Here is a 24,667-nt window from a genome sequence, read left to right on the forward strand (position 1 = left end):
GAGCATATGCTTTACCAATTTTAAAATAAGGATATGTGATAACAATGAATAAATGGAAAAAAAGAATTGGATACGGGGCGGGCGACTTCGCCTGCAACCTCGTATTTAGTACAATGGCGTCTTACCTGTTGTTTTTTTATACAGATGTCTTTGGAATCTCCGCAACCGTTGCTGGTACCTTAATGCTAGTAACCAAAATCATTGATGCTTTTGCCGATACCGGAATGGGATTATTGGTTGACCGAACTCGGACTAGATGGGGACAAGGAAGACCTTACTTCATAATTGGAGCCATTCCGTTTGCTGTCTTTACGATCATGACCTTTATGGTTCCCGATTTTAGTATGTCAGGAAAAATTCTCTGGGCGTATATCACATATTGCTTGTTGAATATTGCTTATACGGTGGTTAATATCCCGTTAAATACGATTGTACCGAGGTTAACTTCTGATAACCACGAGCGAAACTGGTTAGTATCGACTCGTATGATTTGCGCGTTAATTGGAACCGCTTTAGTTATGTCGATTACGACGCCAATGGTGAATTTCTTCGGTCAAGGAGATAACCAAAAAGGTTATTTCATTACGATGACCGTTTATGGCATTGTCGCCGTGCTCGTATTTGTGTTTACCTTCATAAATACGAAAGAGGTGGTTCCGCCAACCGTTCAACCTGGGAAATCCTCTTTTAAACAGGATTTTAAAGGATTGACTGGCCCTGCCGTTATTTTCTTTATCTTGAATTTTCTCTATTTTGGTCTTTTTGTCATTAGAAATACAACCGTTATCTACTATTTCACATACAATTTGGGCCGTACGGATTGGCTGACGTTTGTAGGACTTTTCGGTATTCTCTCTGGTCTGCCCATACTGCTAATATTGCCCTGGTTGCAGAAGAAAATGCCGAAGAAAAATGTATTGCTTTTAAGTACAGCTATTTATATTGTTGGAGATTTTGTCATTTATTTTGGAAAGTCATCACCTGGCTTGCTGATTGCCGGTTTAGCCATTACCGGGCTTGGAATCTATGGCATCTTCGGCACCACTTTTGCGATTCAGCCAGATGTAATTGATTATTCAGAGTACAAAAATAATCGAAGTATTGCGGGGATGATTGCCGCTTTCCAAGGATTTTTTGTAAAAGTAAGCCTAGGCCTTGGAAGTGCACTTGTAGGCGTTATTTTGAAAATGGGCGGTTATATTCCGAATGCTAAACAAACTGAAACCGCTTTAAATTATATTGAAATAAGCTTTATCTGGATACCACTTGTCATCTGTGTACTAATCGCAATCACCATAATTCCCTACAAGCTCGATAATAAACGGGCAGAAATGGACATAGAACTTGAACGCCGCCGATCAGGCGCAGTGCCAATTCAAAACATTAGGTGATCCATATGGACAGCTCTTTTGCAAAACTATCATGATTTAAGAAGAATGATATAAATCGAATGTCCCCGACTAATCGGTATAGTGTGAAGCGAAGTGGAGAGCAATGTCTCTCTGCTTCTTCTTACTGTTATCCCCTTTTATAGATTTTCCCCTGCATAAAACGTCATGCATATGAAATCAATTACTACTAAAGTAGTTATAAGGATAAAGCTTTGAAACCCTAAAATTCAGAGAAGTGTCTTAAAACACATTAGCCAGAATACCCACTTACACGCTCTTCTTATTTTGCTGTTGCTTAACAGTTTCATATAAAATTCAGGATTTTTTGGGTCTCAAGTGAGGAAATCATAGCTGCGTAGTTCAGTTCAACAGGTCTACCAAAATACGATTTCTTCGTTACCACAGCGAAGATCGGATCAATGTCGATGTTAGAAAAAATAGCCTCAAAACGGTGGGTAGGTTCTAAATCAAATAATCCTTGTAGTCCAAATAGGCCTCCTTGCCGTATAATAGTCCATAGGGGGTCTTCCTCCAGTCTTATAAGTTTGTTGTGGTGACTACTTATTTCTACATTCTGGGGAGGTACTCCTTTTTTTGTTCCCTATAGTCCTTAAGGCTCTAAGGGTAAAATTGATTCAATATAATTTTTTTAATTGCAGTATTTTGGTAAAATTTAAGAAAGGCGTTATTCCGTATATATTACACATTAATTGTACAGTTCTTTATCGAATCAAGGGCCGTCAATGATCATGCGCACTAAATATTCTCAATTTTCAAATGGTTTAAACTATTAAAATAATTATCTTTTAGAAAAACCCCTAAACGATGAAAGGAGATGAAACTCATTGGAGAAATTCAAGAAACCTTCAATATTAATTACATTGGTCTATACATTCGTTTATTATTTGTTGATTGTACTATGGCCAACAAACCTATTAGGAATTGGATTAATTGCAATTTTAGGTCCATTGATTGCAATTACATTTATAGGTATAGCCAGTTATCATATAAAGGAAAAAGAGGAGAAAAGATTTTGGCTCATTCTCTGCCTCGCATTATTTAGTCAATTTATTGGGGAAATAATATGGAGATACCACCAGTTTGTTTTAAACGAGTACAACCCATTCCCAGGTTGGGATAATTTGTTTTATGCCATGTTTAGTATTATATACAGTATTGCTGTAATTTATAAAATATTTACAAAAAAAGTGAAATATCGAACAATTCAACTTTTTTTTAATTCCTTTATATTTATGACTGTGTTAACAACAATATCGTGGGTTTATTTCTTAAAACCATTTTTACATAATTCTGAAATATCCACTTTTAAACTCATTATCTCGGTAACTTATCCGGTAGCTATTTTAGGGGTTATGTTTAGTATTGCGTTGCTCTTCTTTTTTAATAAAGGGATTTTTTCGCCTAAAATCATATTTTTAAATGGTATAGCAATGATTATTTACACCATTGTAGATTGTTTTTGGTTATTCTATTCAATTACTTCTACATTTGATCTTTTGTCACCTTTAAACCCAGTATGGAATTTCTGTCTATTATTAATAGGTATATCAAGTTTTTATTCTGTCAAAATGAAGGATAATCTATCACAAGAAAAAAAAGAGCATGAAAAACCGTTCTACAGACTGTTTAATATATTACCGTATTTTAGTTTGCTGATTTTCATCATTCTTGGTATGACCAAAAAAGAAGATTACTCAAGTTTTGTAATAGGTGGAGCATTTATTCTTTTATTTATTGTCATTCGACAAGTCATTACAATTTTTGAAAATGAGTCCTTAGTTCGTCAACTTAAAATTAGAACAGAAGAACTCGAAATGACCCAACTTGAACTGATTGAACTAAAAAATATTGCAGAGAAACAAAGCTGGATAAAAACAAAAATTGCTGAAATTGCTACGATGCATTCAGGGATAGCTGATTTAAACTCTTTAGCAAATCTGTTCATATCAAAAGTCACGCCTATGGTTGAAGGATCTTATGGGGTTTTCTATATAAAAAATGAAGAAGGAACTGAAAGGCTTTTCCAAAAAGTAGCTGCTTATGCTTATAATCAACAGAACATTGGTGCAGAGAGCTTTCGTTTAGGAGAGGGTCTTGTAGGACAGTGCGCATTAGAGAATCGTATGATTCTGCTAGACCGAGTGCCTGAGAATTATATTAAAATTACTTCTGGTGTTGGTAAAGCATCGCCATCAGCCATTTTGATTATACCAGTAAAATTTGAAGGAGAAGTTTTAGCTGTTATTGAATTAGCTTCATTTAAATCTTTTAATACTGAAGAACAAATGCTGCTAAAAGAATTAATGGACAATCTCGGTGTCAATATAAACAGTATACTAAGAAATATGCAGTTTAAAAAGCTGCTCCAAGAGTCACAGGCTTTAACAGAAGAACTGCAAAGCCACTCTGAAGAGCTTCAATTGCAGCAAGAAGAGTTAAAAACAGTTAATGAGCAACTTGAAGTACAAATTGAACAGTCTGAACAGAAGACAAAAGAGGTAGAGCAAGTACAAAGCATTCTTGAAGAAAAGGCACAACAGTTAGCCATTAGTTCTCAATATAAATCAGAATTTCTTGCTAATATGTCCCACGAGCTGCGCACACCGCTCAACAGCTTGCTGATTCTAGCCCAATTGCTAGCTGAAAATGCCCATGGAAACCTGACTTCAAAACAAGTCAATTATGCGGAAACTATTTTTTCTTCAGGAAATGATCTGTTACATTTAATAAATGACATTTTAGATATAGCAAAAGTGGAAGCAGGGAAAATGGAAATTAATATTAATGAAGTATTACTTAGCGACGTTAAGGATTTTGTGGAAGCACAATTTACCCCTGTTGCACGTAAGAAAAATATAGAGTTCAACATTCTTCTTGATTCTAATTTGCCCAAATCGATTCATACCGATAAGCAGCGTTTACAGCAAATTTTGAAAAATTTATTATCGAATGCCTTTAAATTTACCGACCATGGTTCTGTTTCATTCATCATTGAAAAAGTAAAAAAAGAGTCACTTACAAACTTGCAAACGTTAACTCATTTAGATATTGAACTTGCATTTTCAGTTAAGGATACGGGAATTGGCATACCGGCAGAAAAACAGGGCACTATTTTTGACGCTTTTAAACAAGCTGATGGAACCATTAGCCGCAAATATGGCGGAACAGGATTAGGACTTTCCATTAGCCGGGAAATCTCTCACTTATTAGGTGGCTTTATTGAAGTTGAAAGTACAGTGGGCCAAGGAAGCATTTTTTCTTTATTTTTACCGAATCAAAATAATAGAAACACAAATAGATTATCGCTAGCTGAAGCAGAGATAGCTACGGGGCTTTTTGAAGATTCCAGTTCCGCAACATCGGCCCCATCTGTGACTCGATTACAAGATGGTGAACCATGGATAGGTTTGCTTGAAAGAAGAGAATTGTTAGAGGGCAGAAAAATACTTTTAGTTGATGATGATATCCGAAATATATTTGCATTATCATCAGCACTTGAAAGTTATCAAGTTGAAGTATTGTTTGCGGAAAATGGAGAGGAAGGTATCGCAATTTTACAAAGTAATCCAGACATCGAACTAATTCTCATGGATATTATGATGCCTAAGATGGATGGATTCCAGACAATTCAATTTATACGACAAATTCCTGAATTCAATAATCTTCCTATTATTGCACTTACAGCGAAGGCAATGAAATATGATCGAGATCAATGTATTGATGCAGGTGCTTCAGATTATATTAGTAAGCCAGTAATCATGGAACAATTATTATCTATTATGCACGTATGGCTATACAAATAGGTCAATGAATACAGGGAAAATAATAAAATTAAGACCTTTTATGTTTAATTGATAGAAACATAAAAGGTCTTTTTATATACCTCATTTACTTATGGTACGGTTCACCACCATTAATCCTAAAAAACCCTGCCATACGGCAAGGTTTTAGCATTAATCTTTTAACTTAAGCTCAGTAACAACTTCCACATGACTCGTCTGCGGAAACATATCCACAGGCTGCATGCTTTCCACCTTATAAAGCTTACTCAGCTCCTGCAAATCCTTCGCCAATGTTGATGGATTACAAGACACATACACAATCTTCTTCGGTTTTACTTTCATAATCGTGCGTAGTAATGCTTGGTCACAGCCAGTTCTTGGTGGATCGACAACGATGACATCTGGTCTAAAGCCTTCTTTGCCCCAACGAGGCATGACATTTCCGGCTTTTCCTACTGCGTGAGACATAAGGACAGGTAACCTGTCCCACTAGTTGCCCTCTTCTGAAAATACGCTTTAGCGTGATATATCTAAGTAAGGTTTATAAGAGATACTGGATGCAACCATTTCTATCCTTAAACGACCACCTAAAGCAGATGGTCGTTTAAGAAATTTTTAAGAATCATACCAGTTTTCCATATGAACTATCTTACAAAAAAAATTAACCAAATTCGAAGGTAATCAAATGGACACGGTTAATGATGATCCCGTGTCCATTTGTTAGCTAACTTTATTCAAGTTTTCGTGTGCTGGTCCTGGCTAATATTTATCTTCCCGAGAATGCTTTTTCTAATCTTGCCTCTTTTATTTTTTGGACAAACTGTTCGGCTAATGAGGAAATGGTTTTGTAATCACCAGTTTTGGCACTAGCAGTGAGCGATCCTCCAGCACCTACAGCAACAGCTCCTGCTTTAATCCATTGCCCTACATTATCAAGGCTTACACCTCCTGTTGGCATAAGACTGGATTTAGGTAGAGGACCTTTAATTGCTTTGATAATATTTGGTCCAAAGGCTTCCCCTGGGAACACTTTTAAAATGTCAGCACCAAGTTCCATTGCTTTGACCACACCATCAACAGTCATTACACCTGGCATACATGGGACTTGATATCGATTGCACAGTTTAAGAGTTTCTTCATTAAGATAAGGACTGACAACATATTCTGCACCTGAAAGCAAAGCAATTCGTGCAGTTTCAGGATCTAATACGGTTCCGGCCCCAATAATAATCTCGTTTTGGTATTCTTTAGCCAACTCTTCGATGACTTGAGTAGCACCTGGAACAGTGTAAGTAATTTCAATCGCGGCTGCTCCTCCTTTTAGACAGGCTTCGGTAATTTTTTTCGCTTCATCCGCATCGTTTGCCCGGACAACTACAACTAATCCTGAGTCAGTAATTTTTTTTATAACTTCCCATTTATTACTCATAGTATACGCCCCTTATTCTTTCCATTTTGGATTATCAATTATTTCAGGCTTTCCATCTCTTTCAACAACAAGTTTTCTGTATCCCTTGGTTTCGATGGTACCGTAGTCATGACCGGCATCTGCCCGGAATGTAAAGAACGTCACAAGTGGCTCATTTCCAAGATTGATGCTTCTATGTGCATAACGTGGTGGTACATAGACGGCTTTTCCTGGGGAGAAATACTGTATATCCCAATCCCCTTCCGGATTTTCCATTAACATGGCTCCATAACCACTTAAGCAATAGTAGACTTCACCTGTGTCTAAAATGGTATGGAAATGACCTTTCGTCATAAAATACTCATCGCCAACTTTTCCAGAGTAGACGATACTTGTTCCGAATAATAGATTACCTGGCGTTTCTGGTAGGTCGAGTTCGTAAAACTCATAAACTAGCGGATCGTCGTTTTGTGTTGCTGAATCAAAAGCAACGTCATCTGCATACATACCTTTCATTTTCGAAAGCGGACGCTTAGTTGAATTTTTCGCTTGGGAGTAGCCAGTAATAAGATCAAAATCAATAGTAAATGGTTTTAAAACTTTTTCAGTCATCCTTAAGTCACCTCTGTTTGTTTTTATATTAACTCTTTCATTTTTGTAAATTTGCATCTGTCATAAAGTTCAGCATTAATTCATTCAGAGTGTTGAACCACATATGTGCTTAGTTGGTTATTGGGTTTATCATTCTAATAAAACTAATAGAGTTCATTCGAAAATTACTTACCTTGTTTCATTTGAAATTTGTTCAATTCGGTAGAAAACAGATCCGGTTATGTCAATATGGAAGACCTCAGCAACAACCTGCGTCCAGCCGTGGATGAAGTAAATCCAGCCGTCTTCTATATAAAGGTTTCTTGATTCTTTTTGACGAAGGGCCTGATGGAAGAAATCCAGCTCACCACGATAATTCAATTCCCATACAAGGCTCTCTTCAGGGAAAATGCACTCCTCCGTTAATGGTGAACCAGGGCGGTCTTTTCCTAATCCAGTCGCATTTATTACGAAAGAATATGGTTTAAGTTGAGCGAGTAACGCATCGTTTTGGCTTGGCTCTTGTGTTAAATGGTATTCACCATTAACATCAGGATTAATTTCGCGGATAATACGTTCAATCTCCTCAAGACGCTCTTGGTTTAGATCTGTAATCACCACTCGGGATGGGGTATTTTGACCCTTACTACGATCTAACAAGTAAGAGCTGATTGCTATAGCGCTTCCGCCAGCTCCCATAATGAACAAATCTCCACCATGGTTGTTCCAATAGTTTTCTGGAATAAAAACTTCCATTGCTAAACCGCTAGAAATAGGATCTTTTGCATAGCCTTCAAGCTTACCATTCTTTTTGGAAATAGAAGAGAGTTCACCAAACATGGTTGCATAAGGATCAAGGTAATCAAAGAGATCCTTAGCAGCATGATAAAGGTCAATCTTATGGGTAGTTACAAGTGCCCCGAGCGATAGTTCATCATCCTTGATAAACTGCACCACATCCCGATAAGCTTGGGGATCCGCATGAATATCGATATCAATCCCTTTTAAGACCGCTTTTTCCAGTCCTAACGCTTCCGCCCAAAAGGGGAAAAGCTTCATGATGGATGATTTCTTGGTAGTTACACCGATAAAATACATGGTCGGCTGAGTTGCTTTTTCTGGTAATTTCAAAGGGATATCTCCTCTCTGTTTTATGTTGTAAGAATACGTTTACTGAAGGCTTTTGCTGGATTTTCGTGCATGAATCTTCGGATTAAGGCTCTTGATACACCACTATCCTCAAGTTTGGGCAAAAAACTTTTGACCAAATAATCCAAACCGAGTTCACCACCGTAGCTTCTTAATCGCTTTCGGGTGGAATCCAGTCCGAGTAAAATTTGATTTTCATAACCTGCCTCAATCAGCTTAATAATCAGCTCTACTTCTTCGTCATCCGAATGATATTTAAATCGTCCGATGGTATCGAGTTCTAAATAAACCCCCGTGCTCGCAACATGAAGCATATAATCAACGTTATCCATTTTTCGGTCTAAATGGCACATGATTAATTGGCTAGGAGCAACGCCTAAATCTGTAAACAGCTTAATCTGATCAAGAGCTCCATACCCGAGTTCAGTGTGACTCATGATGGGTGTCCCAGTAGCAATCGCTGCCTGGGAAGCAGCTTTGAAAAGCCGGTAATATTGACCTCCCACACCTTCAAAATCCGCGGCCGTCTTAATAATACCTGCCCTTGCCACAATCTTTTCTACAGGCCATGCATCTTCTCCATCTGCATACATCCCGTTTTCCAGTTCATCTATAAATAGTTCAGTGAGTGTATCAACATTTGCCGTTCGAATCCAATGATTTTCAGAGTAAAACATTAATTTATGAAACCCAGTGGAAGCAACGACCTGAATACCTGTTTGTTGCGAAGCAGCCATTAACCACTGACTATGGCGGCCGCTTCCAATGGGTTGGGCATCCACTACGGTCGTACCACCAACCGCTTTAAATAAATTCAGTTCCTGAGTGGTTTTATCAAAATCATCTATTTGCAAAGAAGAATCTATTTCAGCACTTGGGCCTTTTTTTAAAAAAAGATGCTCATGACTGTGACAAAAACCGATTTCTTCCGACGCTATTGGCCCAGTTACAGTGGTAATTACTTGGTGATAAGGTTGCTCATTACCACTTACATCCTCTTGACTCTCAATAATTAAACCCTTGGATGAATTCGATACACTAGTTAAATAATCTAAGCCATTATTCATTTTGCAACTTCCTTTTGAGCAAGCATATTGATGAGATTTTCCGTTGAAACCATTGCCATTCGTTCCACTGCCTCATAGGTAAAAGCACCAATATGCGGTGTTAAGATGAAATTGGGAAGTGCCACTAATAAATCCCCTTGTTTTGGTGGTTCAGAAGAGTACACATCCTGTGCAGCAACGGCTATCTCCTGATTAACAAGCGCATGATAAAGCGCTGCTTCATCCACAAGTTCTCCACGAGATGTGTTAATAAGGATGGTGGTTGGCTTCATTAGTTTTAATGTTTCAACATTGATTAGCCCTTTGGTCTCTTCCGTCGCCGGCAAGTGAAGGGAAATAATATCGGACATTTTTAATAGTTCTGATAACTCGTCTGCTGTTTGGATATTATATTTTTCAAGGAATTCGAAATCATTAAAATAAGGATCATAGATTGTAACTTTCATACCAATTCCAACCGCTCTCTTGGCAACCTCTTTTCCAATTTGTCCGCCACCAACTAGACCAAGGTTTTTATTAGTTAACTCGAAGCCAATACTTCGTTCCCATCCATATGCTTTAACTCCAGCGGCAATACTCGGTAAATGTCTTGCACCTGCAAACATAAGAGCAATCGCATGTTCGGCCACTGAAATCGAATTCGTTCCTACCGCATTTTTTACAAGGATTCCAAGTTCGTCTGCTTTTTTAAGGTCAATATTATCCATACCAACCCCATATTTAGAGATTGCTCGTAAGCTCTTGCATTGTTCTAGAACATTAGATGGAAGTGGATCTACACCTATGATAATACCGACAACATCATCATTGGCTAGCTCGATGATCTCTTCCTCCGTCATCGTTCTGCCCAAATTATTTTCGATGATCTCATAGCCATGTTCCTGAAGTAGCTTATGAGCCTTTTCTTTGTAGTTTTTAAATGATTTAGGCGTGATTAAGATTTTTTCTTTCATTACATCCTCATCCCCCTATAGTAAGTTCTTGATTTTTCAGTCAATCGTTTCCGGTCTATTGATTGTTATTATGTAGTTATGTCACGACATAACTGATTAAAAATTTTATTTGGAATAGGCAACGCTATTTCCAAATAAACATAAACATTACGATTGAAAAAATATTAGTCTATTTCGATCATGACCTTCATCGCATAGTCTTTCTGCTCATCAATAAGAGCATAAGCTTTGGCATAATCTTCAAATTTCACTCGATGCGTGATTAACGTATCAAAATCAATTAAACCTTCATTGACAAGTTCAATTGCTTTTACATAATCTTCTTCACGATACATAGCACTGCCGAGTAAGGATAGTTCGTGGTCTTGCACATAGCCCATGTTGATATTTGCTAGCTCTGCAAATACACCAACAACGATGATGGTACTTCCTTTTCGGGCAGAATTAATGGCCTGGTTAATGGTAACATTGATTCCTATGCACTCAAATATAACGTCTGCTCGGTCATTACCAAAATTCGCAATGATACCATTCAATATGTCCTCATTTTTAGCATCAATAGTCTTAATGCCGCACTTTTCAGCAACTTCTAAACGATATTTACTTAGTTCTGATATGAGCACTGATTCTGCTCCCATTGCTTTAGCTGTTTGGGCAACGAGATTACCAATTGGCCCCCCGCCTAGCACTAGGATCTTTTTATTCGTTACATCTCCAGCACGTCTTACAGCATGCACGGCAACAGCAAGAGGTTCGATCATTGCTCCATGCTCAAAACTCATTTCAGCAGGTAGTGCTAATGCTTTACTAGCATCGACGACAAAATACTCGCTTGCCATCCCTGTTGTTTGAAAACCCATAACCTTCAGTTCTTCACAGTCATTATATAATCCATGGGTACATTGATAACACTCGCCGCAGACTACTTGTGGCTGGATGGTAACTTTATCTCCTATCTTAACATTCGTAACTTCAGAGCCCACCTCAACAACTTCTGCTGATACTTCATGACCTTGTACTACCGGATAACTAGTATAAGGATGTTTGCCGTGATTCACATGGATATCAGAACCGCAGACTCCGATTCGCTTCACTTTAATTTTAATTTGGTAAGGCTTTACTTTTGAAACTGGTACATCATTAAATTCAATTTTACCGGGCTCAACCATAATTGCTTGAAGCATTTGCACATCCCCCTCATATTTTGAAAAATAAATTCCCATCAAGATGGATAAGTAATTATTGCTTTCTTTAAAATTCGATGATTCGTATACTCTTCAAAAGCATCCAAAATATTTTCGAACGTAAAGTAATTTGAAACAAAGTCCTTCAAGTTAATCTTGCCTTCCCTAATCCAGGATAAAATCTGACCGTACGACTCACTTTCCTCAAGCTTAGAGGGCATTTGTTGGAAATTAAGCTTCCAATTGTAGGGAGCCTTACTCCAATCAAGCTGCATTTGATTGTACTTTGGTACACCATAACAAAGTATTTCTCCTCGATCTTCAATCAATTCCATCGCTTGATTAATAATCTCAGCAGTCCCAACAGCGTCTAAAACATACTTGACTCCATTAGGGTATAATGTTCGGATCTCATTCTTAATATCAGTTGCTCTGCAATTAAAAGCGGCATCTGCCCCGTTCTCCAAAAGAATGTTCTGCTTTTCCTCACTTCTAGCAATTCCAATAATCGACTGGAATCCCATTAAACTCATTAATTTGATAAAGGTTACGGCAACAGGTCCGCTGCCGAAAACAACAATACTATCATCTTTATTAATATCAAAATATCTAATCGTGCTATAAACTTCTCTTAAGGTAATTAGAATTGTTGCATCTACCGGGTCAATATCAACAGGTACAACCTGCTGTGCATAAGCAGCCTCAGGAATATCATCCTCCTGATAAGCTGATTTATCATTTATAACACCATACTCACTAAACGCTCCCCAGGCCGAACCTAAAGAGCCGTATTGTTCTTCATCCTCATCGTTAAAAGGAAGCAAAACAATATCTCCGACTTTAAAGCTTGTTACCTCAGAGCCTATCTCAACTACTCGGCCTACACCTTCATGTCCAAGCATTAAGGGATATTTCTCTCTAGGAAAGCCTTTAAATTCGGATTTGATAATAGTAGCATCCGTACCACAAATTCCACAGCTGATGGTTTTTACCAAAGCTTGTTTAGAATTGTATTTGGGAACGGGTACTTCTATAATCACTAATTGGCCATCAGAATTTACTACTAATGTTTTCATAAAATTCTTCGCCCTTTCATTACTTATTGATTTCCTAATCTCTGCCCCTCATACAAAGGCTCCTAAACTATTAAACTGCCTTTTCAGATTTATTAGTTAAAATTCCCAATAATACCGCCGCGATAATTATGAAGCCTTTAATAATGTCCTGCGGATAAGATGGGACGGCCATTAAGTTCATAATATTTCCGATTAATCCTAATATAAGTCCGCCAGCCACTGCTTTCACTACAAAGCCCTTCCCCCCTGCAAGACTTGCCCCACCGATTACACAAGCAGCAATGGCATCCAACTCTTGACCCATTCCTACTGTAGCACTTCCGGTTGAAGATCTTGCTGCAATAAAAACACCTGCTAATGCGGCTAGCGCAGCTGACACAGCATATGTTGACATGATGTATCTTTTTGTCCGGATACCCGCAAGCTGTACTGCTGTTGGGTTACTACCGATAGCAATAGCGATTCGTCCCCAGCTGGTATATTTTTGTACAAACGCGAATACAACAATTAAAACAAGAGCTATGAGAATAATAGGGTAAAAGAATTCCTTGCTTACAATCGTATCTAGAGTTCCAGATTCGAGTTTAACTGGTCTTCCTTCCGTAATTACAAAGGAAACCCCTCTTGCAATAGTCATAGTAGCTAGGGATGCTACAAACCCCTGCATACCTGCGTAGGCTACTAAAATACCCGTAAATAATCCAAAAATAATTCCGATCACAACAGCAAGAAACATTGCCGGAAGATAATTCATTCCCATATCACTAATCAAAATGGCAGATACGGTTGCTCCTACGGCCATAACTGAACCGACTGATAAGTCAATACCACCTGCTACGATAACAAATAACATCCCAATAGCGACTAATATTGGCGCTGCCTGTTGAAGAGCAATATTCCTCAAGTTCATGGATGTTAAAAAGGTATCGGTAAGCATACTGCTGATAATGATTAATAATACTAGGATGATATATGTATTGTTATCGATCAGGAATTGTTTGAAATTAAGCTTTTTATTTTTTTTTTCTTTAGTCAGGTTTTTGTTATATCCCAATTCCATGTTAGCCATATCTCTTATACCCCCATTGCAAGTTTTATTAGGTTATTTTCAGTTAGCTCAGACTTATCTACCTCTCCGGCTATTAATCCTTGACGCATAACAATGGCACGGTCACACATTCCGATAATCTCAGACATTTCAGAGGATATCACGATAACCCCTACACCTTCTTCGGCAAGCTGGTTAATAATCTTATAGATTTCTGTTTTCGCACCAACGTCTACCCCTCGGGTAGGCTCATCAAATACAAGACATTTACAATCCGCAGAGAGCCATTTTGCAAGGGCAATTTTTTGCTGGTTTCCTCCGCTTAGACTATTCACATTATCTTCCATAGAACCGTACTTTGTAGCTATACTAGCCAACAAATCTTCCACATACTCTTTTTCTTTATTATGATTAATAACACCGAATTTCTTTATTTTAAACATTGACGCTATTGTCGTATTCATCCGAATGGATTGCTCTAACAATAAGCCTTGTTTTTTTCTATCCTCAGGGAGAAGCCCAAATCCTTTATTTATCGCCTCTTTTGGATCTTTAAAATTCACTTCTTCTCCAAAGTAAATTACTTTTCCAGATTTCTTTTTATCTACTCCAAATATAGCCCGCATTGTTTCAGTTCTTCCTGAGCCTACTAAACCACTAAATCCAACTACTTCACCACTTTTAATTGAGAAGCTGACATCTTTAACCAGGTTTCCGGCACTTAAGTTGTCAACCTTTAATATTTCTTTTCCTATTTTCATTTTGCGTTCAGGGAACAATTGGGTAATCTCTCTTCCAACCATCATGGAAACTAATGCTTCCTTATTAATAGAGGAGGTAACTACTGTATCTACGTATTTTCCATCTTTTAATACGGTAATGTGATCACTGATTTTTAATAATTCTTCCAGACGATGAGAAATATAGATAATACTAACACCATTATTTTTTAAATTATTGATAATGGATAGTAACTTTTGAGTCTCAGAAAACGTTAATACAGCCGTTGGCTCATCAAAAACTAATACATTTGATTCTCTTGCAAGGCATTTACAGATTTCCACAATTTGTTGATATGCAACACTCAAACTCCCTACTTTTGCTTCTGGGTCTATATCATCGAACCCAAGCTTTTTTAATTCTTCTTTTGCCCTCTTTTTCAACATCTTCCAATTAATTAACATTCCAGAATCGGCTAGTTTATCAATAAAGATATTTTCTGCGACAGTAAGGTCAGGTGCCAGCATAAATTCTTGATAAATAACTGAAACTCCTAAATTAATAACATCTTTAGGTGATGTAATTTTTGCTTCTTTACCGTTGATTAATATCTGGCCTTTATCATTTTGATAGGCACCTGCTAAGATTTTCATCAAGGTGGATTTTCCAGCGCCATTTTCACCTATTAATGCATGGATTTCCCCTTTTTCAACATTAAGAGAAACATCTGTTAACGCTTTCACACCGCCAAAATGTTTTGTAATATTTTTCATTTGTACGGCATATTCTTTCTGCATAATTTTTGTCTCCCCTTTCTATAGAAATAATGATAAGAAGTAATCCTCCTCTTTCGTAAAATGGCAGATCTTTTATTCAACTGACTTCACTTATAATAATTTTTAAATGATTGCAATTAAAACCAAAACCCTAAAGATAAGTGGTACTGTCTATTACTATCATTGCCTTTAAGTAATAGACAGTTTGTGGATTTTAGTTTCTAGAAACCGAATTCATAATATTCGTCTACATTTTCCTTCGTTACAGCTGCTGGCTTTGTTAATGTAATGTCTTCGTAGCTCCACATATCTTTGCCATCCACTAAAATTTCTTCGGCAATCTTAACACCTAACTCTGCAACTTTATAAGGACTGTTTTCACCTGTAGCATAGTATTTGTCTTCTTTAATTAAGTCATAAGCTGCTTTCGCTCCGTCCGCAGCAGCAACAATATCAACACCTTCAGCCCCAGAATTTTTAAGCGCTGTCATTGCACCAAATAACATATGATCGTTTTCACCTAATACAGTTGTTAAACCTGGATTAGCTGTAATCAGATCCTCAGAAGCTGTTAGACCCTCTTCCTCAGTCCAGTTCCCCCAACCTTGTCCTGCAACCGTAAATTTCGCTTCAGCATGAGTGGCTTTACCCTTTGATGTTAATTCTTTATCAAATGCTTCTGCTTGCTTCCAAGCTTCTTCTTCTGTAATTCCAGTCTTTCCTTCAATAATACCAGCAAAAAGACCTGTTCTTCTTTCCATACCTGCTACATTTCCTTTAGCACCGCTTAGGATAATAGATTTAATTTCTTTATCCTCCATTTTTTCAGCATAAGTTAACCCTACTAATCTACCATTTTGTTTATTATCTGAATAAACCGTTGTAATATCTTTAGCTCCTTCTCCAACTCCACTGTCTAGGTTAATAACACCAATTCCAGCTTCTGCAGCTTTATTAATACTAGGAACTGCGGCGTCTGGTTCAATGCTATCTAAGAAAATTAAGTCCATACCTTGGGCAATAAAAGTTTCCATGTTTTCTGCTTCTTTTGTAGTATCTCCATTTGCATCTAGTACCGTTAAATCCCAACCTTTTGCCCCTGCATATTCTTCAACAGCATCAACTAATGACACAAAGTAAGGCGAATCTTGAGTCTTGATCGCAAAACCAACTTTAAACTTTTCATTACCAGATTTTCCGTCTTTAGATGACTCCTCTGAAGAATTACATCCAACTAGTAACACTGCCATTAACACACCTAATAGTAATGAAAATAAAGACTTTTTCTTCATGTGCATATCCCCCTAGATTAGATCTTATTTTTCAATACATAGTATTGTTACTACATTACAATATATGCATGTCCATACTATACAACAAAATGATAGCGTTATCAATATTCTTATTAAAAGAATTTTAAGAAAAATTAAAACGCTTCTATGTTTTGTTTTAGATATAGTGCAACTTCAATCAGTGGGGTTTTCTTCATCCCCCACCGACGCTTCTTCAATTCCTCTAAGCCTTGAGATGGGGGTTTTACCGCCCGTCAATACCAGATAAATTTTACATAAATTATAATTATCTACTAATAAAATGAATATTCTAAAAATAATTAATGGGAGTTTATTAAAATTGAAACTATATTAAATTTTAATAAGTGATAATTGATTTAGTTCATTTAACGACTCAATGACATCGTCGAACTTTTCAACATTTCCAAACCCGTATTTAGCATAAACAAAAGGTATGCCAGCTTCCTTTGAAGACGTAGCATCTAACTCTGTATCGCCTACATAGATAGGGTTCTTTAAATGATTACGATCAATAATCATACGGATATTATCTGCCTTTGACAGCCCCGTCCTACCCGGGTATTCAAAATCTTCAAAGTAACCTTCCAGTTGATTTCCTTTAATGAAACTTTGAATATAACCTTCCTCACAATTGCTTACAATAAAAAGCCGATAGTTTTTCTTTAGTTCATTTAATGTCTCTAGAAGACTTGGGAAAATTATGCCACCATCTTCTTCAAGGTACTGACATTGTTTCCTAGAACTTTCCTGCATAATAGCTTGGAGTACTTCATCTGAGGCATATGGAAATAATCTATTTGCAATAATATCAACTGGTAATCCGTACAGGCCTTTTAATTGATCAGCTGTCACTTGAACACGAATATGATAGTTTGAAGCAGCATCTGACCAAATTTGCGCCCCTATATGGGTGGTATCCCATAGAGTCCCATCTAAATCAAATATAATACTATCAATCATATTAAAATCCCCCTCTGAAGCTTCCTTAGGCATGAATAAGAGTTATTAAACAATCGTGAACCCACCATCAATAATTAAATCTGTTCCAGTTGCAAAGGATGAAGAATCAGATAGCAAATAAATTACAGCACCAGCTAATTCTTCCGGCTTACCCATCCGTTTAAATGGGGTTAGCTCCTTCCATAAATCTTGCCAATCCTGTCTAACAAATGATGTTAACTCTGTAAAGATATAGCCAGGACTTATGCAGTTTACTCTTATTCCTTTATCAGCCCATTCGACTGCTAGGGATTTAGTCAATTGAACCACACCGGCCTTTGATGTATTGTAAGATGCTTGCTGCTGCGGGTAATTAACAATCGTACCTGACATAGAAGCTGTGTTAACGATAGCACCTTGCTTATCACGAGCAATTAAATATCGTCCAAAAGCCTGAGCTACAAAGAAAACCCCATTTAGATTGACATTAATCACTTTAAACCATTCATCCGAGGTTAAATCAATTGCTGGTTTTTGAATCACAATTCCTGCATTATTAAACAATAAATCTAATTTCCCCATTTCGGTATCTGCTTTTTCAATAGCAACGGCAATCTCCTCTGGCTTTGTTACATCAACCCCTATTGCCATTGCTCTGCATTGATATTCTCTTTCGATTGCATCCGCCGTAGCCTGTGCCTTTTCTGCCTGTTGGTCAAAAATCACAATATCTGCACCTACTGCTGCAATATGTTCAGCAACGGCTCTCCCTATGCCCTGTGCCCCCCCAGTTATAAGTACTACTTTTCCTTCAAGTGAGAATAATTTTTTCAGCATATCCATACATATAGTCTCCTTTAACAATATTTATAGGTGTGAAATAGTGACTTGATCATAAAGTGAAACTTCAATAAATGCACCTACTGCATAACCTTCTTTTTGAGCATCCATAAACATTTTTTGTAGTAAATAATGAAATAATTATCCATATCAACATTAACTATTTATCTATTGCAAAAACATCTTTCAAGGCAAAATAACAATTATCAAAGACTTTCTTAATAGGCTGATAGTCTATAACTGCCTCTGAATTAGGTGTATGTACATGATTAATTTCAATGAATTGATTAATGATATTAAAATCTTTATACATTCCTACCCCTACACCACCTGTTACAGCAGCTCCCATACTACCTGCTTCTTCTAACAGGTTTGGGACAATAATCTTCGCATTATATATATCTGCAATGATTTGGCGCCAAACAGCACCTTTCGCTCCACCGCCAACGACAAGCATTTCATCAATATCCATATGTTTGCGGAGAATGTCTAAAATGATAGAGAGATTCATCGTTACCCCCTCTAAAACACTTCGGAGTAAATCTCCTCGTTGATTTTCAGATTTCAAACCAATAAAAGCACCTTTTGCCTGAGCATCCCATCTAGGAGCTCTTTCCCCTAGGAGATACGGAAGAAAAATAACACCGTTTGAGCCGACAGGAGACTGTTCGATTTGTGTATTCATATATTCATAGGGTGACTTCCCATTGGCCTCTGCTTCTTGGATTTCATATTGGCAGATGGTATTTTTCACCCAATTATAGGAACCACCAGCAGTTTGCATAGTACCATTTGGAGCATATAATCCAGGAACTACATGTGCCCAAGTAACCGTTCTCATTTCTTCGTCAAAAATCGGTTTTTCAGAAGCTGTCGTAATCCATGCGGATGTCCCGATACTACAATAGGTTTTCCCAGGACTTATGGATCCTGCGCCTACGCTTGCCGTTACACCATCACCACCACCAATAACAACAGATGTTCCTTCAGCTAAACCTGTTGCTTCTGCTGCTTTCTTTGTTACTCCTCCAGCAACAAAGGTTGAGGGCTTTAATTCAGGAAGTTTATCTGTGTCTATTCCTGCATACTCGATAATTTCATCGGACCATTTTAAATTCACCAAATCAAAACATCCATTACTGTTCCCATCTGAATAGTCTGTATAAAAATTCCCCGTAAGTCGGGATACAATGAAATCCTTTGCATTTAAGGTTTTATAGGTTTGCTCATATATTTCCGGTTCATTATCCCGAACCCACATAAGCTTTTGAATTCCATATGAGGCCGTATTACGATGTCCGACAATATGATAAAAGTCCTTTTGCGTAATATACTCTTCAATTTGGGCTACTTGTTTTTGGGCACGCTGATCAGCCCAAATAATTGCCCTTCGTAAAGGATTCCCTGATTTGTCCACACAAAGACACCCCATCATTTGGCCGCTAAAGCTAACAACGGCAATATCTAGCGGATTAATACCTAAAGATCCAATTAATTTCTTACTTGTGATGCATACGGCCTTCCACCAATCCTCTGCATCCTGCTCTACCCATGTGCCATTAAAATAATCAGTAGAATAAGAATAGACAGAACTCCCGATCAATTTACCATTTTCTGAAAATAAAGTAGCCTTATTCCCCGATGTTCCTAAGTCATGAGCTAAAATATATTTTGTCATTTTTTTAGCACCCCTTAAATCTATTCAAAAATCATATATTTTTTTATCATCTATGCTCCCATTCGCAAGGATGGAACCATAGATGATAATGAACTATTTTGGTGAATTGGCCGAGATTATTACCTCGAACCTGTTTCTATCTCCCCTATATCTCGCTAATGAGTATTCAATCGGTTCGTCATATACGTTGTAACCAATCGAAAGAAATTGCTGTATTGCCATATCACTGCTAATATTTAGATTTTCTATATCATAATCGTCTGCCACTACAGCTTCTATGAAACGGCGGATTTTATATATCTGCGTATCATCATGTAATGCTAGAACAGGATACAATGACTCTTTTTCTAAATCATGATTCAAAACAAACTTGCACTTGTTAAATGGAAGATACGTCTTTACCATGACAATCGGATCTTCATCAGCAAAGCGTTTACGATGAATGTAGACTACCTTTTCATTTGGTTTTAATTTAAGCTCTTTTGCCACTTCAACAGGAGCTAGTATCACTTCAAACTCAAGAAGCTCTGTGCTAGGGACTCTTCCCAAATCTGCAATTTGGTCATTAAAAGAACCTAAAGCCTGAATGAAACTTTGGTCAATTTTTGGCTTGGATACAAATGTTCCTTTACTTTTCACACGATATAACCAGCCCTCTTGAGCAAGTTCCGTTATTGCTTGCCTTACGGTTGTACGGCTAATCCCAAACATCTCACTCAATTCATTTTCTGTAGGAATCAGACTCCCAATCTTATAATTACCTTCTTTGATTTCTGATAATATTAGTTCTTTTAGTTGGAAATATAATGGTATTGGCACCGATTTATCCAATCGCACATTTTTCAATAAAACCATTCCTCACTTCATTCCTTTTTCTATATATTCTCTTCTATTAACCTAGATTTTATTTGAATTTTCAAATTCAATATCTTATATTTTCCTTGACATATTCCTTCAGAGATTCTTATTATTGATACATAGCATATTAATATCGTATTGTTACTACATAGTAACATACTTAAATTACGAATTCAATAAACAAGAAATCGAAAGTTCGTCTGACCTCTTATTTTTTGTAAGCACTTTCTCTATATTAGAGGAAGTTTATACAATATTAAAATTATAATAATGGAGGCGTTAAGAATGAAGTATGGAATCTATTTTGCTTATTGGGAAGAAGATTGGGATACAAATTATCTGAAATATGTAAAAAAAGTTTCTGATCTTGGATTTGATGTGTTAGAGGTAGGAGCTGCAGGAATTGTCAATATGTCTGACGAAGATTTATATTCTTTAAGGTTTGAAGCCGAGAAATACAATATTACTTTAACGGCAGGAATTGGACTTCCAAAAGAATACGATGTATCCTCCCGAGATGAAAACATTAGGCAAAATGGAATTGATTTTATGAAAGAGATTTTAGATGCACTGCATAAAGCCGGTATACATAAGATTGGCGGTACCATCTATTCTTATTGGCCTGTAGATTACACAAAATCAATAAACAAACCAGAAACTCGGAAACAAAGTATAAAGAGTATGAGGGAATTAGCAGATTATGCTGCTCAATATGATATTACCCTGTTAATAGAGACTTTAAATAGATTTGAGCAATTTTTAGTGAATGATGCGAAAGAAGCGGTTGAATTGGTAAAAGATATAGGAAAAGACAATGTTAAAGTCATGTTAGACAGCTTTCATATGAACATTGAGGAAGATTTTATTGGTGATGCCATTCGTTATACTGGTGATTATTTAGGGCATTTCCACATTGGTGAATGTAATCGAAAAGTGCCCGGCAAAGGTCATATGCCATGGTCAGAAATGGGGCAGGCACTTCGTGACATCAATTATGAAGGCTACATTGTGATGGAACCATTCGTTCGCCCAGGAGGCATTGTAGGTTCTGATATTAAAATTTGGAGAGACCTTTCTGAAAAAGCAGATGAAGCTAAATTGGATGCCGATATTAAAGAATCTTTACAATTTGTAAAAAGGGAATTTCTAAGATAATTATAATTTAGTAGATTGATTTAATGTAATCTCATTTATTGGATTGTTTTACTTACTTTCCACATTCGATAGAAGTTTATAAAACGGATGTTTTAACCTGAAAAAGCTGCCGTATTGATTAAGTTAGGCAGCTTTCATTATGGTATTATTCTACTGACAATGCTTAATGTGATAGGGTTCGGAAATACGAGTTTGTTTATTTTCGCTACTACCTACAAAAAGTTTTAATAAGGAGAAATACCTTTCTTTATTTTTAAATAATAATAATATGCTTAGCTCTACTACGAGCTAACCTATTGTGTTTCAGTTAAATTCCCATACCATATCTCTCTATATTACAAACTAAAATATGAAAAATCTCCTTTAATAATCATAACATCAATCTATTCCCTTTCTAGTATTAATGTCTTCATAATTATTTACAGGCAGTCAATCGAGTATATCTAAAACCTTTATACTTCTCTTCTTTTTCAGCTTGAACTAGTTCCCTTTGAAAACTAACACCTCCTAATTTATTTTATTGAGACGAAATTCCCTCCAGGACGGCGATAAGAAAAAAGTGAAGCATTTACGTAAAGATTTGTGCGAGCTAGGGGTATCTGTAATAGACCAAGGAGAAGATCAGTATGACCTTTCCATTAAACATTAGAACAACAAGAAGAAAAAAACGTGCCGTTTCATAAGATCTAGCTAGAGGTGCTATGGTACTACTAATTGCACTTGCACATGCCCCACTATATTTGTACGCCACTAAACCTGGGATCATGCATAGGGTGGAAAGTATTAACTTCTTTGATCAAATCGTGAACCTTTTTGGCATGTTCATTATTGATAACCGAGCAAGAGCGATGTTTGCCGTTTTAGTAGGGTATGGGTTTGTTCTGGCATTTGAAAGTCAAATCTCAAAAGGAAAAAGTGAAAAAGATTCCTTAAAGACTATACGTCGACGTTCCCGGTATTTGATTCTATTTGGAATTGTTTTAGCTTTCTTCATTCTTCTAATTGCTTAAGAAATGGATACATAAAATCTTGATAACCTGGAACAGCCATACTTATTTCCCCCACTCTATCTTCTTTAAACAATATAACAAAAAATAGTTATTATTTTGCTACCCCCGTCTTACCCATCGCTCAACATACACTTACTTAACGATGAATCTTACCGATTCCGCCAAAGCACTATGATGGGTGCCTGTCACTCCCCGAAATAAACTAAAAGCAAGATAGGTAATTTATATGATAATTTTCATTGGTGCCCAAAAGTCAGTAAATCCATTATCAATCGAATATTTGTAAAGGTCAGTCAGTTTTCTCTCAGAATACACCTTCATATCAGACCTGTGAACAAGATCTGTCTCCACTATTTCCTCATTTCGATCAATTAAAGAAGACAAATACCTGTCTTCAGCCAACTTGTCGTTTTTTGAAAGATTACAAGATTTGCAGGCGATAACCAGGTTCCAAATTTGATCCGCTTGAACAAAGCTCCAAGGAATAAAATGATCGGCATGAGCCAATTGTTTCTTCTTGATCGACTTGCCGCAATAGAAACAATTCCCCTTATATAATGAGGATAAAAGATAATAAAACTGATCCAAAGACGCTCGTTTAGATACATTCTCTACTTTTAAAAGTAGATTTGTCGTATCTCCTTGTTCATTGAACTTCTCCAAAAATAGAGCACATTGATAGTTGGTTAAATAGTTCAATACCCCTTGAAATCGCTGTATAAATGAATAATAAGCAGGATTAATTCGAATCATTTCAGTCTTATTATCAAAGCCATAAATCGTACTGCCAGTATCTCCATACAAAGTGCCCATCACATTGAGCTTACGGAAAAAAGTACAGGAAAAGGATGGGATTCCTGTTCCCACCCTCTTTGTTCCTTTATTCTTTTCATGCCTTTATCCACGCGTTTCCCACAGGAGTATCAAGACTTTATTTGGATTATGACAAGAGTTTGTTATATGGAGCAAGAGTCTATTATTCCGTTACACTTTTCAACTCAAGCTCCGTAACAACCTCCACGTGTGAGGAGTTGATAGTGCATACAATTTAAAGAAATTATCAGAGTAGCACTTGCCTGTATAAAAAGAACCCAATTTTGAGTTGGGTTTAATGCTACTCCTCAGTTTCAAGTAGATTTTCTATATTGTTATAAAAAATGCTGGTAGACGATTTTTCGTTATGCCAGTAAACAAATTCACTTGCCCATTTCCCTGCTTGATCCAAAGTTTCAAATCCTTTATTTGGAAAGTTTGGATGATATTTAAATGTGTGAAATATCGCTTCCTAATACGGATTATTATTACTTGCACGTGGTCTTGAAAATAAACTTTAAAGGCTCATTTTCTCGAGCAATACGTGAAACGTCGTCGTTTTCACTAGGATACCGTTATATGAATGAAGGACAGTAGCTCCCTTAAATCTTTTCTTTAATGGCCACTTTGAATCAATTACTTCGCAAGTTTCACTTCTGCTGATTCACATCCTTCCCAGCCTACTACTTTTTCCTCACTAAATAAACCGAGAATCAAATAGAGACGGCGGGAGTCGAACCAACCGCTCCTAGAAAGGCTGTAATACCGGTGTTTATAAGGGTGGTTTATTGCCACTGTTGAAAACGTTTGACTACGCTTTTGACTACGTTCGACAGATATTATGTTGCGGGGGGCAAGATTGTTACTTTTATTAACTTAGCATTTAGGCATCCTA

At 36.9% G+C, this 24,667-nt stretch carries 19 protein-coding genes and 3 pseudogenes; 5 read left to right on the forward strand and 17 right to left on the reverse strand.

Translation table 11 applies throughout. The annotated features are described in order from the left end of the window. The first annotated feature begins 44 nt into the window (after positions 1–44). Complete coding sequence (locus ACIQZI_RS15550; protein WP_403074486.1) at positions 45–1,391, forward strand: MFS transporter; 1,347 nt, start codon at positions 45–47, stop codon at positions 1,389–1,391. Between the two features lie 307 nt (positions 1,392–1,698). On the opposite strand, the pseudogene ACIQZI_RS15555 reads toward ACIQZI_RS15550, so the two are convergent. Beyond that, a pseudogene (locus ACIQZI_RS15555) lies at positions 1,699–1,926 on the reverse strand (hypothetical protein); the annotation flags it as partial. Positions 1,927–2,236: 310 nt separating this feature from the next. Between ACIQZI_RS15555 and ACIQZI_RS15560 the strand changes: the two are divergent. Then, positions 2,237–5,215, forward strand: a complete 2,979-nt coding sequence (locus tag ACIQZI_RS15560; protein ID WP_403074488.1) for a response regulator — start codon at positions 2,237–2,239, stop codon at positions 5,213–5,215. 150 nt (positions 5,216–5,365) lie between these two features. On the opposite strand, the pseudogene ACIQZI_RS15565 reads toward ACIQZI_RS15560, so the two are convergent. The 15 genes and pseudogenes from ACIQZI_RS15565 to ACIQZI_RS15635 form a co-directional block, all read right to left on the reverse strand. Then, a pseudogene (locus tag ACIQZI_RS15565) lies at positions 5,366–5,626 on the reverse strand (23S rRNA (uracil(1939)-C(5))-methyltransferase RlmD); the annotation flags it as partial. Positions 5,627–5,960: 334 nt separating this feature from the next. Continuing rightward, positions 5,961–6,623, reverse strand: a complete 663-nt coding sequence (locus ACIQZI_RS15570; protein WP_403074490.1) for a bifunctional 2-keto-4-hydroxyglutarate aldolase/2-keto-3-deoxy-6-phosphogluconate aldolase — start codon at positions 6,621–6,623, stop codon at positions 5,961–5,963. A gap of 12 nt (positions 6,624–6,635) precedes the next feature. Next, positions 6,636–7,214: a glucose-6-phosphate isomerase gene (locus ACIQZI_RS15575; protein ID WP_403074492.1), complete on the reverse strand. Its 579-nt coding sequence runs from the start codon at positions 7,212–7,214 to the stop codon at positions 6,636–6,638. A gap of 168 nt (positions 7,215–7,382) precedes the next feature. Then, positions 7,383–8,324: a shikimate dehydrogenase family protein gene (locus tag ACIQZI_RS15580; RefSeq protein WP_403074494.1), complete on the reverse strand. Its 942-nt coding sequence runs from the start codon at positions 8,322–8,324 to the stop codon at positions 7,383–7,385. A 20-nt stretch (positions 8,325–8,344) separates the two neighbouring features. Continuing rightward, entirely contained in the window at positions 8,345–9,409 is a 1,065-nt protein-coding gene (locus tag ACIQZI_RS15585) for a phosphotriesterase family protein (RefSeq protein WP_403074496.1), read from the reverse strand. After that, positions 9,406–10,362, reverse strand: coding sequence for a phosphoglycerate dehydrogenase (locus tag ACIQZI_RS15590; protein ID WP_403074498.1), 957 nt, complete (start codon positions 10,360–10,362; stop codon positions 9,406–9,408). Before ACIQZI_RS15590 ends, ACIQZI_RS15585 begins: the two co-directional genes overlap by 4 nt. Positions 10,363–10,526: 164 nt before the next feature. Further along, complete coding sequence (locus ACIQZI_RS15595; RefSeq protein ID WP_403074500.1) at positions 10,527–11,546, reverse strand: zinc-dependent alcohol dehydrogenase; 1,020 nt, start codon at positions 11,544–11,546, stop codon at positions 10,527–10,529. 38 nt (positions 11,547–11,584) lie between these two features. Beyond that, entirely contained in the window at positions 11,585–12,622 is a 1,038-nt protein-coding gene (locus tag ACIQZI_RS15600; protein ID WP_403074502.1) for a zinc-dependent alcohol dehydrogenase, read from the reverse strand. A gap of 70 nt (positions 12,623–12,692) precedes the next feature. Then, entirely contained in the window at positions 12,693–13,691 is a 999-nt protein-coding gene (locus ACIQZI_RS15605) for an ABC transporter permease (protein WP_403074504.1), read from the reverse strand. A gap of 5 nt (positions 13,692–13,696) precedes the next feature. Then, positions 13,697–15,187 (reverse strand): sugar ABC transporter ATP-binding protein, encoded by a 1,491-nt coding sequence (locus ACIQZI_RS15610; protein WP_403074508.1) that lies wholly within the window; start codon positions 15,185–15,187, stop codon positions 13,697–13,699. 200 nt (positions 15,188–15,387) lie between these two features. Continuing rightward, positions 15,388–16,458, reverse strand: a complete 1,071-nt coding sequence (locus tag ACIQZI_RS15615; protein ID WP_403074510.1) for a substrate-binding domain-containing protein — start codon at positions 16,456–16,458, stop codon at positions 15,388–15,390. Between the two features lie 351 nt (positions 16,459–16,809). Then, positions 16,810–17,439 carry an HAD family hydrolase gene (locus ACIQZI_RS15620; protein ID WP_403074512.1) on the reverse strand — a complete coding sequence of 210 codons (630 nt, stop codon included), beginning with the start codon at positions 17,437–17,439 and terminating at the stop codon, positions 16,810–16,812. Positions 17,440–17,484: 45 nt separating this feature from the next. Further along, on the reverse strand, positions 17,485–18,261 hold the full coding sequence (locus ACIQZI_RS15625; RefSeq protein ID WP_403074514.1) for a glucose 1-dehydrogenase: 777 nt from the start codon (positions 18,259–18,261) through the stop codon (positions 17,485–17,487). A 157-nt stretch (positions 18,262–18,418) separates the two neighbouring features. Further along, positions 18,419–19,936, reverse strand: a complete 1,518-nt coding sequence (xylB, locus tag ACIQZI_RS15630; protein WP_403074516.1) for a xylulokinase — start codon at positions 19,934–19,936, stop codon at positions 18,419–18,421. 93 nt (positions 19,937–20,029) lie between these two features. Beyond that, positions 20,030–20,791, reverse strand: a complete 762-nt coding sequence (locus tag ACIQZI_RS15635) for a GntR family transcriptional regulator (RefSeq protein ID WP_403074517.1) — start codon at positions 20,789–20,791, stop codon at positions 20,030–20,032. Positions 20,792–21,079: 288 nt separating this feature from the next. Between ACIQZI_RS15635 and ACIQZI_RS15640 the strand changes: the two genes are divergently transcribed. The 3 genes and pseudogenes from ACIQZI_RS15640 to ACIQZI_RS15645 form a co-directional block, all read left to right on the forward strand. Continuing rightward, on the forward strand, positions 21,080–21,949 hold the full coding sequence (locus ACIQZI_RS15640; RefSeq protein ID WP_403074519.1) for a D-psicose 3-epimerase: 870 nt from the start codon (positions 21,080–21,082) through the stop codon (positions 21,947–21,949). 520 nt (positions 21,950–22,469) lie between these two features. Beyond that, the gene (locus tag ACIQZI_RS24305; RefSeq protein ID WP_483878421.1) at positions 22,470–22,598 is read left to right on the forward strand and encodes a CysS/YqeB C-terminal domain-containing protein; all 129 of its coding nucleotides are present in this window, start codon (positions 22,470–22,472) and stop codon (positions 22,596–22,598) included. Beyond that, positions 22,576–22,944: pseudogene (locus tag ACIQZI_RS15645) on the forward strand (DUF418 domain-containing protein); the annotation flags it as partial. The gene ACIQZI_RS24305 and the pseudogene ACIQZI_RS15645, both read left to right, overlap by 23 nt. Positions 22,945–23,181: 237 nt before the next feature. On the opposite strand, the gene ACIQZI_RS15650 reads toward ACIQZI_RS15645, so the two are convergent. Further along, complete coding sequence (locus tag ACIQZI_RS15650; RefSeq protein ID WP_403074521.1) at positions 23,182–23,772, reverse strand: HNH endonuclease; 591 nt, start codon at positions 23,770–23,772, stop codon at positions 23,182–23,184. Positions 23,773–24,667: the final 895 nt, after the last annotated feature.

It is taken from the genome of Peribacillus sp. NPDC096379, assembly GCF_044762875.1.
Taxonomy (GTDB): domain Bacteria; phylum Bacillota; class Bacilli; order Bacillales; family DSM-1321; genus Peribacillus.

Excerpts from the sequence above, each read along its gene's own strand:
- ACIQZI_RS15575 (WP_403074492.1), bottom strand. The coding sequence starts at position 7,214 with ATGACTGAAAAAGTTTTAAAACCATTTACTATTGATTTTGATCTTATT.
- ACIQZI_RS15610 (WP_403074508.1), bottom strand. The coding sequence starts at position 15,187 with ATGCAGAAAGAATATGCCGTACAAATGAAAAATATTACAAAACATTTT.
- ACIQZI_RS15550 (WP_403074486.1), top strand. The coding sequence starts at position 45 with ATGAATAAATGGAAAAAAAGAATTGGATACGGGGCGGGCGACTTCGCC.
- ACIQZI_RS15640 (WP_403074519.1), top strand. The coding sequence starts at position 21,080 with ATGAAGTATGGAATCTATTTTGCTTATTGGGAAGAAGATTGGGATACA.
- ACIQZI_RS15605 (WP_403074504.1), bottom strand. The coding sequence starts at position 13,691 with ATGGCTAACATGGAATTGGGATATAACAAAAACCTGACTAAAGAAAAA.
- ACIQZI_RS15590 (WP_403074498.1), bottom strand. The coding sequence starts at position 10,362 with ATGAAAGAAAAAATCTTAATCACGCCTAAATCATTTAAAAACTACAAA.
- ACIQZI_RS15635 (WP_403074517.1), bottom strand. The coding sequence starts at position 20,791 with ATGGTTTTATTGAAAAATGTGCGATTGGATAAATCGGTGCCAATACCA.
- xylB (WP_403074516.1), bottom strand. The coding sequence starts at position 19,936 with ATGACAAAATATATTTTAGCTCATGACTTAGGAACATCGGGGAATAAG.
- ACIQZI_RS15615 (WP_403074510.1), bottom strand. The coding sequence starts at position 16,458 with ATGAAGAAAAAGTCTTTATTTTCATTACTATTAGGTGTGTTAATGGCA.
- ACIQZI_RS15595 (WP_403074500.1), bottom strand. The coding sequence starts at position 11,546 with ATGCTTCAAGCAATTATGGTTGAGCCCGGTAAAATTGAATTTAATGAT.
- ACIQZI_RS15600 (WP_403074502.1), bottom strand. The coding sequence starts at position 12,622 with ATGAAAACATTAGTAGTAAATTCTGATGGCCAATTAGTGATTATAGAA.
- ACIQZI_RS15585 (WP_403074496.1), bottom strand. The coding sequence starts at position 9,409 with ATGAATAATGGCTTAGATTATTTAACTAGTGTATCGAATTCATCCAAG.
- ACIQZI_RS15625 (WP_403074514.1), bottom strand. The coding sequence starts at position 18,261 with ATGGATATGCTGAAAAAATTATTCTCACTTGAAGGAAAAGTAGTACTT.
- ACIQZI_RS15570 (WP_403074490.1), bottom strand. The coding sequence starts at position 6,623 with ATGAGTAATAAATGGGAAGTTATAAAAAAAATTACTGACTCAGGATTA.
- ACIQZI_RS15650 (WP_403074521.1), bottom strand. The coding sequence starts at position 23,772 with ATGGGCACTTTGTATGGAGATACTGGCAGTACGATTTATGGCTTTGAT.
- ACIQZI_RS15620 (WP_403074512.1), bottom strand. The coding sequence starts at position 17,439 with ATGATTGATAGTATTATATTTGATTTAGATGGGACTCTATGGGATACC.